This is a genomic window from Guptibacillus hwajinpoensis (genome assembly GCF_001039475.1).
In the GTDB taxonomy this organism is placed as follows: Bacteria; Bacillota; Bacilli; order Bacillales; family Guptibacillaceae; genus Guptibacillus; species Guptibacillus hwajinpoensis.
In genome coordinates, this window is sequence record NZ_LELK01000001.1 from 103,037 (window position 1) to 118,144 (window position 15,108).

Sequence of the window (15,108 nt, forward strand, 5' to 3'; positions counted from 1 at the left end):
AAAGAGGGGGACTACCTATGATATCTGTTAACGATCTTAAAACAGGACTAACAATTGAAGTAGAAAACGGCATCTGGACAGTTATGGACTTCCAGCATGTTAAGCCTGGTAAAGGAGCTGCATTCGTAAGAACGAAGCTACGTAATCTTCGAACTGGCGGCATTCAAGAAAAAACGTTCCGAGCAGGAGAAAAAGTAGCAAAGGCTCATATCGAAAATCGTAAAATGCAGTATCTTTACGCAAGTGGAGATATGCATACGTTTATGGATACAAGCTCGTACGAACAAGTTGAACTCCCTGCGGAGCAAATCGAATATGAGTTAAAGTTTTTGAAAGAAAATATGGAAATTTCGATTCGTACGTATGGTGAGGAAACGATTGGTGTTGAACTCCCTAACACGGTTGAACTTCTTGTAACTGAAACCGAGCCAGGAATTAAAGGCGATACTGCTTCAGGTGGAACGAAGCCAGCGACTGTTGAAACTGGATTAACTGTTCAAGTGCCATTTTTCGTTAATCAAGGTGACGTACTAATTATTGATACTTCAAAAGGGGAATATGTTTCCCGTGGATAGTAAGAACGTTTAAACCGCTCATTTCGAGCGGTTTTTTTATTTAGGCTCTTTTCGTATACATTGTTGCTGAAAGAGTGGGTCAATTTCCGCTCCAATTAGCTAAGTGTGGTTTTTTAAATTTTTTCCAAAGCAACAATCTTTTAGAAAAGAGCTTTTATTTAATACTTAAATGAGTGATTACTCACTTTACAAATGTAGGTGATGAAATTAATATTAAAAGTGAGTACTCACTCATTCATAAGGAGGTAGGTTATCATTTCCCATCCAATTCAATTGAGTATAACAAAACGGTATGGAAAAGCGACTATTCTTGATGGTATTGAACTTTCGCTTCAAAGGGGGGAGATTTTTGGGCTTCTTGGACCTTCTGGTTCCGGTAAGACTACATTAGTTAAACTTCTTTGCGGTATTGAAGAAGCAACAGAAGGAAGTGTTCAAGTTTTTGAGGAACGAATGCCAGATCTGAAATTGATGAAGCGAATTGGTTATATGGCACAATCGGATGCTCTATATGTTGAGTTAACAGCTAAAGAAAACTTAGAATTTTTTGCTAGCATTAGTGGGGTTAAACGCGCTGAATGCAAAGAGCGAATTCAAGATGTCATGAAGCTAGTGGACCTTGAACAGCATCTCAATAAGAAAGTAGAAGCTTATTCAGGTGGGATGAAAAGAAGACTGTCTCTTGCCATTGCGTTACTGCATAATCCGGATATTCTTCTACTTGATGAGCCAACAGTAGGAATCGATCCAGCGCTCCGTCAAAAGATATGGGATACCTTTGAAGAGTTGCGAAAGAAAGGTGTTCTTATTCTTGTTACTACCCATGTTATGGATGAAGCTGATCGCTGTACGAGATTAGGGTTGATACGTGAAGGCAAATTAATTGCAGTAGGATCACCAGATCAATTAAAAACAAACACGCAAACCACAACTATTGAGCAAGCTTTTCTTACTTACGGGGGGTAATGATATGAGAATACTTGCATTAGTTATTCGGATTTTACGGCAGTTTATTCATGATAAGCGAACGATGGCTCTAATGATTATTGCGCCTATACTTGTGTTAACGATGTTATCACTTGTTTTTAATGGAGAAGAACTTAAGCTTAAAATAGGGGCAGTAAATGTGCCGAATGCAATGATTGAAAGAATTGAAGGGAATAATGTAACGGTCACTAAGTTAGAGGCTACGGAGGATGTTAAAAGGGAAATAAAAGAAAACGATTATGATGCGATCCTTAACTTCGGTAGATCAGAAAATGAAATTCACCTTGAAGGAAGCGACCCAACCATAAATAAAGCGATTGTTGAGCGAATTAGGTCAAGTATGGGTTCAGAACAAACGGAAGCCAATATGGCTATTCAGTATGTATATGGTTCTAGTGAGATGACTACCTTTGATCATTTTGGTCCTGTTCTAGTAGGGTTTTTTATCTTCTTCTTTGTTTTCCTAATTGCAGGAGTATCATTCTTAAGAGAACGCACCCAAGGTACTCTTCTCCGTCTTCTTGCAAGCCCGATTAAACGATGGGAGCTTGTATTAGGATACGTGATTGGTTTTGGCTTATTTACGATGATTCAATCCGCTATTATAGCTCTTTATAGTATTTATGTCATCGACTTGAAGATGGAGGGTTCTTTCTTTTATGTCCTTATAATAACGCTAATGCTAGCCCTTAGTGCATTAACGCTAGGTATTTTGCTATCTTCATTTGCAAAGAATGAATTACAGATGATTCAATTCATTCCATTGGTAGTTGTTCCGCAGCTGTTTTTCTCAGGGTTGTTTAATCTTGATACAATATCAGATTACTTGAGTTGGATCGGACCGTTAACTCCTCTCTATTATGGAGCCGAAGCTCTTCGGGATGTTATGATTAAAGGACAAGGAATATCAGACATATGGGTCGATGTGGTTGTTTTAATTGGCTTCTCCCTGCTATTTATTATCTTGAATATTATTGCACTTAAAAAACATCGACGCATATAGTCCCAGGAGGAAAAGATGAAAATGAATAACAGTAAAGTCGATTCGCTTCTAACTGGGGGAGAATCCGGAGAGTTGACTGATAAGCAGAAAAGAATCGTTGAAGCAGCGATTGAGATGTTCTCTGAAAAAGGCTTCGCAGCTTCTTCAACAAGTGAAATTGCAAAACGTGCTGGTGTTGCGGAAGGGACTATTTTTAGACATTACAAAACGAAAAAAGAGTTACTATTAGCAATTGTAACACCTGTTATGGGGAATCTTGTTGCACCTTTTATTGTAAAAGACCTTGAGAAGGTATTAGAAAAAGATTATGAGTTCTACGAAGAGTTTCTTGAAGCCATGGTCCGTAACAGGCAGGCATTTATACAGAAGCATTTGTCAATCGTAAGAATCTTAGTTCAAGAGATTCCCTTTCATGAAGAACTTCGAGGGCAATTTATTGAACATGTCGCAAAAGATCTCTATGCACGATTTGCAAATATCGTGAGTCATTTTCAGGAAAAAGATGAACTAGTTCAAATGCCACCATCTTCAGTAGTAAGGCTCACGATTTCATCTATTCTCGGTTTTTTCTTGGCTCGTTATATATTCTTGCCGGAGCATGAGTGGAATGAAGAAGAAGAAATAGAAATGACAATTCAATTTATTATGAATGGAGTAAAAGCAAGATGAACACCTGGCCAAACAAGCCAGGTGTTTTTTTATGGGAAAGGTTCATTCTTAAATGAGCTCTTAGTTCATAAGTTGTACAAACAGGCAGGGGAGGCTTAGGATGCTTCATACAGTTCTAGTTATGGGAGTTCTTCGACTTATTTCAGGCGTCATTGAACTTACAGCTGCCATTCTTATCCTTCTTATGAATGACATTAAAAGCGCGATGATGATCAATGCCATTCTTGCTATAGTAGGACCAATTATCTTACTAGTCACGATGACAGCAGGGTTAGTCGGTCTTGCAGGTGATTTATCAATTGGAAAAATTCTTCTGATAATGATAGGAGTTGCTTTCATTCTTGTCGGAACGCTCTCATAAATAAGTTGAGACATAAACAGAATGGGTCAGGAATACTAGTGTAGGGAGAAACAAGCATAGAAAGGGGGGACATATGTGGAGGAAATCCTTCGTCTCCTGCCAGAAGGTGTGAAAAGAATTATTCAGGAATTCTCTCGAACGGATAAAGAATCGATGGAAGAAATTCGAATGCGCATTAATCGTCCGCTCGAGATTATGATTGCCGGTAAACCCGTTTTCCCTCTCTTAAACGGTAGTGAGTACTATGTCTCTAAAAATGATGCGACGCAAATGATTAATAAACTAAGTCAATATTCGTTATATGCCTTAGAAGAAGAGTTGAAGAAAGGGTTTGTCACAATTCAAGGGGGTCATCGAGTCGGGCTCGCTGGGAAAGTCATTACTACGAATGGACATGTTAAAGCCATTAGAGACATCGCCTCTTTCAATGTGAGAATTGCCAGGCAAAAGCTTGGCATAGCAACACCCCTTATCTCATATCTTTATGCAGGAGGGTGGATGAACACGATCATTCTTGGTCCACCACAATCAGGTAAAACAACTATGCTACGTGATTTAACTCGTATTATGGGCGAAGGAGATGAGATGAGAAGAATTCAGTCATCAAAAATAGGAGTTGTAGATGAACGATCTGAAATTGCAGGGTGTGTGCAGGGAATTCCACAACATCGGCTTGGTCATCGTGTAGACGTTCTAGATTCCTGTCCTAAAGCGGAAGGAATGATGATGATGATTCGCTCTATGAGTCCAGATATTATCATAGTTGATGAAATAGGACGCCGTGAGGATAGTGAAGCAATTATTGAAGCGATTAATGCAGGTATTCAACTCGTTGTCACTATACATGGTCATACATTAGAAGACTTGTATCGCAGACCAAGCATTCAAGAATTAATACGTTCTGGTGTTTTTGAACGAATTGTTGAGCTATCTCGTTCTGACGGACCTGGTACCATTAAAGCGATTAAAGATAAAACAGGGAAAGAAGTCAGAAGTAAAAAGGTGATGTAGCATGAAGCTACTTGGAGCAATTCTCATCATATTAGCTAGCACCTGGGCAGGGATCGAATGGTCTAGAACTGTAAGTGAGCGCTCGCGACAGCTCAGACAATTAAAAGCGGCACTTCAGTCGTTAGAAGCTGAAATCGTTTATGGAATGACGCCTCTCAGTATGGCGTGTGGTCATATATGCAGACAGGTTGGACATCCTGTGTCGTGGTTTTTTGATTCCTTTAGGAAAAAGCTTGATGCAGGACATTCAACTGCTTATGAAGCCTGGATTGAAAGTATGGATGAGGTTTGGAAATATACTGCTTTCAAACAAGAAGAGAAAGAAATCATGAAGCAGCTTGGTGCAACAATTGGACAGCAAGATCGTGAGCACGAGCAGAAACAGCTTAAGCTTGCATTGATTCATCTTGAACGTGAAGAGCATGAAGCAAGAAATAATCAAACAAAGTATGAACGAATGTTTAAGAGTCTTGGGGTTCTCGGAGGCATTCTACTTGTCATACTTTTGATTTAGCCACTGGGAGGAAATGCGGATGAATCATGATGTAAATACAATTTTTCAAATTGCTGGTATTGGAATTATTGTTGCCATGCTTCATACAATTCTCAAACAAATGGGGAAGGAAGAATACGCCCACTGGGTAACATTAATTGGATTTATCGTTGTACTTTATATGGTGATTACGATAATTGATGACCTTTTTCAGAAAATACGGGGCGTTTTTCTTTTTCAAGGGTAGGGGGTGTCTGCGATTGATATTATTCAAATTGTTGGCCTTGGTTTAATCGCAACCTTCCTTGTCATTGTTGTGAAAGAGCAAAAGCCTGTGTTTGCATTTACCATTACTGTGTTCACAGGTGCTTTAATATTTCTCTATTTAATAGGAGAAATTCAACATATTATTCAAATGCTAGAGAGTTTAGCAGCAAAGGCAAACGTGGACCTTGTTTACGTAGAAACAGTTTTGAAGATCATAGGTATTGCATATATAGCAGAGTTCGGAGCTCAAATTGTAAGAGATGCGGGACAGGGTGCGATTGCTTCCAAAATCGAACTCGCAGGAAAGCTGTTGATTTTAACAATGGCGATTCCTATTTTGACATTAATCATTGAGACTGTTCTCAAGTTATTGCCAGCATAAGGGAGGGGGAAAGACGTGCACAAACAAAAAATCATGTTGATGCTACTGTTCCTCTTTTTTTCCCTTTTTAGTTTTGCAAGCTCAGTTTCTGCACAGACAGGTCAAGACAAACCGATGCCTGATCAATTTGTAGACAAGCAGTTAACTTCACTTGGTTTACAAGATATACAAGCATATTGGAATGAAGTAATTGAAGAGTACGGTGGCTTTTTACCAGAAAGCCAAAAAGGCTCGTTTATGGAATTTGTTAAAGGTGAGAAGAAACTATCACTTAAAGCCTATTTATTAGGATTAGTAAAGTTCTTGTTTCATGAACTACTTGTACATGGAAAGCTTCTCGGTAGCCTAATCTTACTCGCGATCTTTAGTATCCTTTTGCAGAATATGCAAAATGCGTTTGAACACAAAGCGGTTAGTACAGTTGCATATGGAATTACGTACATGGTTCTAATCATTCTTGCTTTAAACAGCTTTCATGTTGCCATTCAATATACAGAGAATGCAATAGCAAATATGATGGGATTCCTTCTAGCGTTAATTCCTTTGTTATTAGCTCTTATGGCTTCTGTTGGTGGTGTTGCGTCAGTTGCCTTTTTTCATCCAATCGTTCTTTTCCTTGTAAATACTGGTGGATTACTAATTCAGAAATTTGTACTACCTATGCTATTTTTAGCAGCAGTACTAGCCATCGTTAGTACAATAAGTGAACATTATAAAGTGACGCAACTGTCTAATCTCATTCGTAATATAGCAATTGGAACCCTTGGAGTCTTTTTTGCAATCTTTCTTGGTGTTATATCTGTTCAGGGTGCAACAACTGCTGTGGCCGATGGGATTACAATACGAACAGCAAAGTTTGTAACTGGAAACTTCATACCTGTCGTAGGAAGAATGTTTACTGATGCTACAGATACGGTTTTAAGTGCTTCTGTACTATTAAAAAATACAGTGGGACTAGCTGGTGTAGTGATCCTTTTAATGATTTGTGCTTTTCCTGCCTTAAAAGTGCTTTCTCTCGTGTTGATTTACAATATTGCAGCAGCGGTCATCCAACCCCTAGGTGGAGGACCAATTATTCAATCTTTGAATGTTATTTCAAAAAGCATTTTGTTTATCTTTGCAGCTCTAGCGATCGTATCGCTTATGTTTTTTCTCGCTGTAACAATCATTATTGCATCAGGAAACATAACGCTAATGGTGAGATAGGAGGAGATTAAATGGGTGTTCTTACAGGTTGGGTAACAAATATTATTGTACTCATCCTGCTTGCGACGGTTCTCGAACTTTTACTTCCGAACTCCAGTATGCAGCGATATGTCAAGATGGTTATCGGGTTGATGTTAATGGCAGTCATCCTTTCGCCTGTTCTTACAATTTTTTCGAAAGATTTCAATACAATGCTAAGATCTGCTACATTAAACGATTTTGATCGAAGTACACAACTAGAAAATACAATTGAATCAAAGAAAAGTGAAATACAAGCATCGAATGCTGCATATATTGAAGAACAAATGGCTGTCCAATTGAAAAGTCAGGTTGAAAAGGAGTTGAGAGAGCGATTTAATCTTCAAATAAGTAATATTGCGCTTCATCTCACCGAAGAAGAAGGCGAGAAGAATATTGATCAAATTGCAGTGATGGTGGAAGAAGCGGCTCGTGATCAATCCGTAAGTGAAATTGAAGCTGTATCTGTTTCCTTTCAGATCGAAGAAAATGAACTAGAAGATTTTGATTCTACTGATAGCACTTCTAAGAAAGTAGCTTATTTTCTAGCAGATGAATGGGCGTTATATCCTAAGCAGGTCGGAGTTCAGGTGAAAGGAGGAGAATAGGGTACATGGATGAAAAACCAACTAGCTGGCTCGATCAACTAAAGCAACCAAAAAAGAAAAAAGGCATGCCCTCTATCTATTTAATTATAGCAGCAGCACTTGGAATCATCTTTATGTTTGCCGGAAACTTCTTTTCTTCACCTGATTCGGTCCAGGAAGTGTTTTCGGAACAGGCAAGCTCGTCTGATAGTGAACCTGCTTTCGGTCAGAATAAGTCTAATCCGTCGACAATGTCAGAATACGAGGATTTATACGAAACGCAATTGAAAGAAGCGCTTGATGAAGTTGCAGGCGTATCTGAAGCAACAGTAATAGTAAATTTAGATTCTACTGAAGAAAAAATTGTTGAGAAAAATAGCACTTCTACTGATAAATATACTTATGAATCTCCTAAAGAGGGTGGATCACGAAAAATTGAAGAGCAATCCAGTGAAGAGCAGGTTGTGGTTGTACAAAGTGATAAAGGACAGGAACCAATCATAGTTAGAACAAAAAAGCCAGTTGTTAGAGGAGTTGTCGTTGTTGCAGTAGGTGCAGAAAATATGGAAACGAAGAAAATGATAGTAGATGCAGTGACGAGGCTACTTGATGTAAAAAGTCATCGCGTCATGGTCTTACCGAAGAAACTAAAGGGGGAATCATGAGATGGTCTTAAAAAAGCAAACGGTTTGGTTACTAACAATGCTAAGTTTAATTATTGTTCTATCGGCCTACTATATTATGACACCTGGTACTGATAATGTAGCTTTTGTAGGAGATCAAGAGCAAAGTCAAGATGAAGCAACAAGTAATGAAGCGGAAGAAACAAATGCTGAAGGCGATGTTGTTTCATCAAGCCTATCAAGCGATGAAGCTTTTGCAGCATTAAGACTTGAAATTCAAGAGCAAAGAGATGCGGCAATTGAAGATTATACGGCCGTTATCGCAAGTGAAGCTTCTGCTGATCTTAGGAACGAAGCACATGAACAACGTCAGGAACTAATGGCGTTATCTCAGCAAGAATCGGTACTTGAGAATGTAATAAAGTCTGAAGGTTATAGTGATGCTGTTGTGTATACACTCGAAAACGATAAAGTGAGAGTTATTGTAAAAGCGGATCAACTATCTAATGAAGAAGCTAACAATATCATGGTACTTGCTCAGGAACAACTTGGAGATGGGCACCAAATTGCAGTGGAATTTCAACCAGTAGCGAAATAAAGATGGAGAATTTCTCCATCTTTTTTTATTTATCTCTGATTCTTACCTGTATAATCATACTAAAAGAAGAAACATTCGTTTACTTTTATAGAAATGTAAACGCTTTTTTTGTTACACTTATTGAGAAAACGCTTAATATATGCATTCTACCTTCTAAACTGAAGATATGATATGATGATTAGGCTTAGGACCAGCTTGTATATAATGGTCATAACATAGGGTTTTGATTCTTTGTGCCTTTTGAAGGAGATACTAATGTCAATTGAAATTATGCTATAATTGATAGTACTTGGAGCGTGTCTTCTGCACAGAATAAACCTCCTCACAAATGCAAGCGCAAAAAAAGAGACAGGGAGTGGAAACTTTGTTAAAAGTTCAAGAAATTCGCGAGTTGATCAAATTAATTGATCAATCAAGCATCGATGAATTCGAATACGAAAACGACGGATCAAAAATTGTCCTGAAGAAAAATGAAGTTCAGTACGCACAGGCACCGGTGGAACAACCAACCCAACAGCCTGTAGCCAAAGAAGTGCAAGAGCCGGCTAAGCCTGCAGTTACTACTCCTGAACAACCGAAAGAAGAAGCAACAAATAAGCAAGTGGACGAATCTTTACATAAAATTGAATCGCCGATGGTAGGTACTTTCTACGCTCGCCCTAATCCTGACTCAGATGTTTATGTGAAAACAGGAGAAAAGGTTTCAGAAAGTAGTGTTGTCTGCATCATTGAAGCAATGAAGCTTTTCAATGAAATAGAGGCAGAGGTAAATGGAGAAGTCGTAGAGATGCTAGTTGAAGATGGACAACTGGTTGAATACGGACAGCCTCTGTTTTTAGTGAAAGCATAGGTGATCGTATTATGGAAATTAAGAAATTACTTGTAGCCAACCGAGGAGAGATCGCGGTTAGAATTATTCGAGCTTGTGAAGAACTAGGAATTGAGACTGTAGCGGTTTACTCTCAAGCTGATAAAGAGGCATTGCACGTACGACTTGCAGACGAAGCTTACTGTATTGGGCCAACTGCAGCGAAAGACAGCTATCTTAACTTCACAAATATTATGAGCATTGCTACGGTTACTGGTGTGGATGCTATTCATCCAGGTTATGGTTTTCTTTCTGAAAACGCCGATTTTGCAGAACTTTGTAGAGAATGCAATGTAACATTTGTTGGTCCTAGCCCTGAAGCGATTAATCGTATGGGAACAAAAGATGTGGCTAGAACAACAATGAAGGAAGCTGGGGTTCCGATCGTTCCTGGTTCTGAAGGAATTATCAAGGACGCAGACGAAGGCGTAGCCCTCGCAAACGAAATGGGTTATCCAGTTATCATCAAAGCTACTGCCGGTGGTGGTGGTAAAGGAATCCGCATCGCTAAGGACGAGAAAGAACTAATCAAAGGGATTAATATCACGCAACAAGAAGCTTCCCAAGCATTTGGGAATCCTGGGGTTTACATTGAGAAATTTATTGAAGATTTCCGTCACGTGGAAATTCAGGTTCTCGCTGATAACCACGGAAATGCGATTCACCTTGGAGAACGTGACTGTTCAATTCAGAGACGATTACAGAAACTTGTAGAAGAAACGCCTTCTCCAGCTCTTGACGAGAAGATTAGACAAAAAATGGGTGACGCAGCAGTACGTGCTGCTAAAGCCGTTAATTATTCCGGTGCAGGTACTGTAGAGTTTATTTTTGAGCCAACAGGGAATTTTTACTTTATGGAAATGAATACTCGAATTCAAGTCGAGCACCCTGTGACAGAGATGGTAACTGGAATTGACTTGATTAAAGAACAGATAAGGGCAGCTTCTGATGAAACACTTCGCTTTAAACAGGAAGATGTTACATTCAAAGGGTGGGCCATTGAGTGCCGAATCAATGCAGAAGATCCTGACAAAAAGTTCATGCCATCTCCTGGTAAAGTAGAAATGTATCTTCCTCCAGGTGGATTCGGTGTTCGAGTTGATTCAGCTGTTTATCCTGGATATGACATTTTGCCTTTCTACGATTCAATGGTTGCAAAATTGATTACTTACGCGGATACGCGTGAAGAAGCAATTGCAAGAATGAAGCGTGCGCTTGGGGAATTTGTAGTTGAAGGCGTTAAAACAACAATACCGTTTCATATGCGTTTAATGAACCATGAGAAATTTGTTAGTGGAGATTTCAATACGAAATTCCTAGAGAAGTATGATTTAACAGAACAATCAACGAATTCTAAGTGAGGTGTTCAAAATGAATGAACTTCAATCATTTGAAATGGAAGAGCACGATACTGGACTTGGAAAAGTCGAGATTTCTCCAGAGGTTATCGAAGTCATCGGTAGCATCGCAGCTTCTGAAGTAGGCGGTGTAGCTGAAATGAGGGGTAATTTCGCTTCAGGTGTCGTCGAGCGTTTTGGTCGTAAAGACCATCGAAAAGGCGTCAAGGTTGAGCTTGATGAAGATGGTATTATTCTTGATGCTTATGTGGTGGTAAGCTACGGATTATCAATCCCAGAAGTATGTGAGAAAGTACAAGAAAACATTCGACAGGCTCTACTAACGATGACAGCACTTGAAATTAGTGCAGTTAACGTCAGCGTTGTAGGCATCACATTTGATAAAAAAGAGACTGAAAACGAAGAATAAGCAGGGGGGGCATTCCCCCTGCTTTTTAATTTGGAGAATGGAATTGAACAGTGGAAAACCTGTATTTGTCTGCTACAATATGCTATTATCAATTGGTATAGCAATATTAGCGTAAAAGGAGTATAGCAATGAAAAGAAGACATGCAAGAGAAAAAGCCATCCAGGTATTGTTTCAAATAGATGTGACAGACACCGATCCACGTGAGGCGTTAGAGCACGTATTAAATGAGGGAGAAGGTGACGAGTTTCTATCTGAGCTTGTCTTCGGAACGCTTGAAAACCTCGAGAAAATTGATGAAGTGATTAAAGAAAATCTGGTTAACTGGAGCTTTAGTAGAATTGGAAATGTCGATCGTTCCGTTCTTCGTATGGCATCGTACGAAATGGTTATCAGAGATGATATACCGGTTAACGTAAGTTTAAATGAAGCTGTTGAACTAGCAAAGCTGTTCGGAGGAGAAGAATCAGGGCGTTTTGTTAACGGCGTTCTCTCTAAGATCATGCAAAAAAGCTAAGACAGGCAGGAGGGATTGTTGTGAAAGCAGATCGCTACATATCTGTCACCGCATTAACGAGGCATGTTAAGCGAATGATTGATAATGAACCTGCACTTCAAGATGTATGGCTCCGTGGTGAATTATCTAATGTTAAGCTTCATAATAGAGGTCATCTATATTTTACAGTGAAAGATGATAAATCTCGTGTACAGGCGGTTATGTTTGCAGGAAATAACCGCCACATGAAGTTTAAGCCAGAGAACGGTATGAAAGTATTAATACGAGGAGAAATTTCAGTTTTTGAACCATACGGTCAATATCAGCTATATGCAAAGGAAATGCAGCCTGATGGTATTGGAAACTTGTACCTCGCTTATGAAGAATTGAAACGCAAACTGGAGTTTGAAGGATTGTTTTCTGAAGACCTCAAACAACCAATTCCACGATATCCTACAGAAATTGGTGTTATTACCTCTCCTACTGGTGCAGCAATCCGGGATATATTCACAACTATAAAAAGACGGTATCCAGCAGCTAGGATAACCGTATTCCCCGTTCTTGTGCAGGGGAATAGTGCTAAAAGTTCAATTGTGCAAGCAATTGAAATGGCGAACGCAATGAATATGCTCGATGTATTAATTGTCGGACGTGGTGGCGGGTCTATCGAAGAGCTATGGGCATTTAATGAAGAAGATGTAGCTAGAAGTATTGCTCGGTCTCATGTACCGGTGATTTCAGCTGTTGGTCATGAAACGGACTTTACGATTGCTGATTTTGTGGCTGATCTTAGAGCGCCAACGCCTACTGGTGCTGCAGAACTAGCGGTTCCAAGTGTGGTTGAATTGAAAGAACGACTAAATCAGAGAGTACATAGACTAATGAGAGCTATGAGAGAAAAGCATCTTTCAGAACGAGAACGACTGTCCAACCTGCAGAAATCTTATGCATTTCGATATCCTGATCAACTTTTGAGACAGAAAGAACAAGAGCTTGACCTACAGGTTGAACGACTACAGAAGACAATGAAAAGGCTGCTCGTTTATACCGAAGAGCGCGTCGACAGAAATCACAAACAACTTTTAAAACAGCATCCAAATCGCTTATTGAAAGATTCAACTCAGGAACTTAATGAATTAAAAGGATCTCTACAGAAAGAAATGCAACGAGTACTACATGGGAAACAGCGTGATTTCTCACTTTTTGCAGGCAAGTTAAATGCTCTGAGCCCTCTAAAGGTGATGGAGCGTGGTTACAGCCTTGCATATAAAGAAGACGAACTTATTAAATCTGTCAAACAGGTTCAACCTGGTGATGTACTAAAGGTTGAGATGACTGATGGAAAAATAGATTGCCATGTTTGGGGATTAGAGGAGAGTGACTCGAATGGAGAAAAATGAGAATGTAACATTTGAAGAAGCGATGCAAAAGCTTGAACAAATCGTAGGTGCGTTAGAAGAAGGAAATGTTCCGCTTGAAAAAGCGATCTCTTTATTCCAAGAAGGAATGAATTTATCTAATATTTGTCACGAAAAACTTCAATCCATTGAAGGTAAAATGGATCAGATCGTGGAGGAGAATGGTGAGATTAAATCTTTCTCTGTTCAGGAGGATGAAGCGTGACCTCTGATCTCTCCTCATATATGACTACTTACAAGAAGCTTATAGACAAAGAGCTTCCACTCTTTATCGAGAAAGTGGAAATGCCTGATACGCTTAGGGAAGCAATGCTTTACTCGATTCACGCAGGCGGAAAACGAATTCGTCCCATACTTATGCTCGCTACTGTGGAAGCATTTGGTCAGCCGATTGAAAAAGCCATTCCTGCTGCGTGTGCGGTCGAAATGATTCATACATATTCTCTTATCCATGATGATCTCCCGGCTATGGATGATGATGATTTAAGGCGAGGAAAGCCGACAAACCATAAAGTGTTTGGAGAGGCAGCGGCGATTCTTTCGGGAGACGCTTTGTTAACACAAAGCTTCGAAATTATTGCAGACTCTTCCCTTACAAGTGATCAAAAAGTGGAAATCATCAAGCTTCTAGCCCATTCGGCCGGTCCTGGCGGTATGGTCGGGGGACAGATGGCTGATTTAGATGGAGAAAAGCAAGAGTTAACTCTTGAGAAGCTTGAATATATTCATCATCATAAAACAGGAAAGTTGCTTGTGTTCTCAGTCATTGCAGGTGCTATTATCGCACATGCTAGCGATTCGCAGCGCTCGCATCTAAAAGAGTTCGGAGAGCATATGGGTCTTTCATTCCAGATTAGCGATGATATTCTTGATGTGGAAGGCGATCAAGAAAAAATCGGAAAATCACCTGGAAGCGATGAGAATAATGACAAAAGCACATATCCAAAGCTACTTACTCTAGATGGTGCTAAGGAAAAGCTTACTTTCCACTTTGAAGAAGCCTTAAAACACCTATCGGCCTCTGGGATTGATCATGAAAGGCTTCAATCAATCGCTAAGTTTATTGTCGAACGTGATCATTAACACATAATTGAGGATTACTATATTATATGGTATAATAGGTTAAGCTAGAGTGGTGCAGTATTCTAGTCAGTTCGCCATTTCTGAAGGCGGGCCTAAAAATCCGCCATAGGGCACATCGATGAAGTTCCTGGTGTTGGCTTGAGTCGCCCAGACTTGGGTCGATGCTGGGAGTTAAGGTCGCAGGGCGATCCACAAAGGCATGTGGGCGTTGACCCTGCTTCCGCGGAGGCCCATTCTTGTAGCAGTGCGGTTAACGCTGCCTGCTATGAATTGGGGTATGAACCTGTTTCAGCTGCATGGGAACGCAGTTGAACAGCGTAGCCTGCCTTGAGTGGAGCTAGAGGGGATTATGGATTATTGGAAATTTGCAGCTCGGCCGGCCGCGTTTTTCCTACCACCCATATGAAATCTGCTCTGCAAAAGAGGCTAGGAAATGTGTGGGGCTGTTGAGGAAAACTCCTAGACTGTTCCGAGTGACACTTAAAGGGGATTATAGTGCGGACTAAGTGGTAATCCAGTCTAGCGCCTGGTGACTACGCTAAGGTTGATGTAAAGGGAAACCGCCTGAATGGCGACGTTCAGGTATCGATCTGGGAAAACCTACTGGACCTAAGCCGCAGTCTTTACTCTTTAAGTGACCACTCTTCACTACATACTTTAACAAGGTTGTTTGATTGATAGGGAACAGGGGCCGTTTT

At 39.9% G+C, this 15,108-nt stretch carries 20 protein-coding genes; all 20 read left to right on the forward strand.

Annotated features, from left to right (window positions below):
- Window positions 1-17 precede the first annotated feature (17 nt).
- The 20 genes from efp (at window position 18) to AB986_RS00665 (ending at window position 14,410) form a co-directional block, all read left to right on the forward strand.
- Entirely contained in the window at window positions 18-575 is a 558-nt protein-coding gene (gene efp / locus AB986_RS00570) for an elongation factor P (protein WP_048308944.1), read from the forward strand.
- A gap of 273 nt (window positions 576-848) precedes the next feature.
- On the forward strand, window positions 849-1,541 hold the full coding sequence (locus AB986_RS00575; RefSeq protein ID WP_394174715.1) for an ABC transporter ATP-binding protein: 693 nt from the start codon (window positions 849-851) through the stop codon (window positions 1,539-1,541).
- Window positions 1,542-1,545: 4 nt separating this feature from the next.
- Complete coding sequence (locus tag AB986_RS00580; RefSeq protein WP_048308946.1) at window positions 1,546-2,565, forward strand: ABC transporter permease; 1,020 nt, start codon at window positions 1,546-1,548, stop codon at window positions 2,563-2,565.
- A 15-nt stretch (window positions 2,566-2,580) separates the two neighbouring features.
- Window positions 2,581-3,234 carry a TetR/AcrR family transcriptional regulator gene (locus tag AB986_RS00585; protein WP_084006356.1) on the forward strand — a complete coding sequence of 218 codons (654 nt, stop codon included), beginning with the start codon at window positions 2,581-2,583 and terminating at the stop codon, window positions 3,232-3,234.
- Between the two features lie 100 nt (window positions 3,235-3,334).
- Complete coding sequence (locus AB986_RS00590) at window positions 3,335-3,595, forward strand: DUF2619 domain-containing protein (protein WP_048308947.1); 261 nt, start codon at window positions 3,335-3,337, stop codon at window positions 3,593-3,595.
- Window positions 3,596-3,670: 75 nt separating this feature from the next.
- Window positions 3,671-4,606 (forward strand): stage III sporulation protein AA, encoded by a 936-nt coding sequence (gene spoIIIAA, locus AB986_RS00595; protein ID WP_048308948.1) that lies wholly within the window; start codon window positions 3,671-3,673, stop codon window positions 4,604-4,606.
- A 1-nt stretch (window position 4,607) separates the two neighbouring features.
- Window positions 4,608-5,120, forward strand: coding sequence for a stage III sporulation protein SpoIIIAB (gene spoIIIAB / locus AB986_RS00600; protein ID WP_048308950.1), 513 nt, complete (start codon window positions 4,608-4,610; stop codon window positions 5,118-5,120).
- Between the two features lie 19 nt (window positions 5,121-5,139).
- Window positions 5,140-5,346, forward strand: coding sequence for a stage III sporulation protein AC (gene spoIIIAC, locus AB986_RS00605; RefSeq protein WP_048308951.1), 207 nt, complete (start codon window positions 5,140-5,142; stop codon window positions 5,344-5,346).
- A 12-nt stretch (window positions 5,347-5,358) separates the two neighbouring features.
- Window positions 5,359-5,748 (forward strand): stage III sporulation protein AD, encoded by a 390-nt coding sequence (spoIIIAD, locus tag AB986_RS00610; protein WP_048310752.1) that lies wholly within the window; start codon window positions 5,359-5,361, stop codon window positions 5,746-5,748.
- A 33-nt stretch (window positions 5,749-5,781) separates the two neighbouring features.
- Window positions 5,782-6,954, forward strand: a complete 1,173-nt coding sequence (gene spoIIIAE, locus AB986_RS00615) for a stage III sporulation protein AE (protein ID WP_048310753.1) — start codon at window positions 5,782-5,784, stop codon at window positions 6,952-6,954.
- Window positions 6,955-6,965: 11 nt separating this feature from the next.
- Window positions 6,966-7,580: a stage III sporulation protein AF gene (gene spoIIIAF, locus AB986_RS00620; protein ID WP_048308953.1), complete on the forward strand. Its 615-nt coding sequence runs from the start codon at window positions 6,966-6,968 to the stop codon at window positions 7,578-7,580.
- 5 nt (window positions 7,581-7,585) lie between these two features.
- Complete coding sequence (gene spoIIIAG, locus AB986_RS00625) at window positions 7,586-8,224, forward strand: stage III sporulation protein AG (protein WP_048308954.1); 639 nt, start codon at window positions 7,586-7,588, stop codon at window positions 8,222-8,224.
- A gap of 1 nt (window position 8,225) precedes the next feature.
- Complete coding sequence (locus AB986_RS00630) at window positions 8,226-8,780, forward strand: SpoIIIAH-like family protein (RefSeq protein ID WP_048308956.1); 555 nt, start codon at window positions 8,226-8,228, stop codon at window positions 8,778-8,780.
- Between the two features lie 364 nt (window positions 8,781-9,144).
- A complete protein-coding gene (accB, locus tag AB986_RS00635) occupies window positions 9,145-9,630 on the forward strand; it encodes an acetyl-CoA carboxylase biotin carboxyl carrier protein (protein WP_048308958.1) in 486 nt (161 codons plus the stop codon).
- Between the two features lie 11 nt (window positions 9,631-9,641).
- On the forward strand, window positions 9,642-11,009 hold the full coding sequence (gene accC, locus AB986_RS00640) for an acetyl-CoA carboxylase biotin carboxylase subunit (RefSeq protein ID WP_048308959.1): 1,368 nt from the start codon (window positions 9,642-9,644) through the stop codon (window positions 11,007-11,009).
- Between the two features lie 10 nt (window positions 11,010-11,019).
- Complete coding sequence (locus tag AB986_RS00645; RefSeq protein ID WP_048308960.1) at window positions 11,020-11,415, forward strand: Asp23/Gls24 family envelope stress response protein; 396 nt, start codon at window positions 11,020-11,022, stop codon at window positions 11,413-11,415.
- Between the two features lie 128 nt (window positions 11,416-11,543).
- Window positions 11,544-11,930 carry a transcription antitermination factor NusB gene (gene nusB / locus AB986_RS00650; protein ID WP_048308962.1) on the forward strand — a complete coding sequence of 129 codons (387 nt, stop codon included), beginning with the start codon at window positions 11,544-11,546 and terminating at the stop codon, window positions 11,928-11,930.
- Between the two features lie 20 nt (window positions 11,931-11,950).
- Complete coding sequence (gene xseA / locus AB986_RS00655; protein ID WP_152670898.1) at window positions 11,951-13,309, forward strand: exodeoxyribonuclease VII large subunit; 1,359 nt, start codon at window positions 11,951-11,953, stop codon at window positions 13,307-13,309.
- Window positions 13,296-13,532, forward strand: a complete 237-nt coding sequence (locus AB986_RS00660; RefSeq protein ID WP_048308963.1) for an exodeoxyribonuclease VII small subunit — start codon at window positions 13,296-13,298, stop codon at window positions 13,530-13,532. Before xseA ends, AB986_RS00660 begins: the two co-directional genes overlap by 14 nt.
- Window positions 13,529-14,410 carry a polyprenyl synthetase family protein gene (locus AB986_RS00665; protein WP_407921913.1) on the forward strand — a complete coding sequence of 294 codons (882 nt, stop codon included), beginning with the start codon at window positions 13,529-13,531 and terminating at the stop codon, window positions 14,408-14,410. The genes AB986_RS00660 and AB986_RS00665 overlap by 4 nt, the downstream gene beginning before the upstream one ends.
- Window positions 14,411-15,108: the final 698 nt, after the last annotated feature.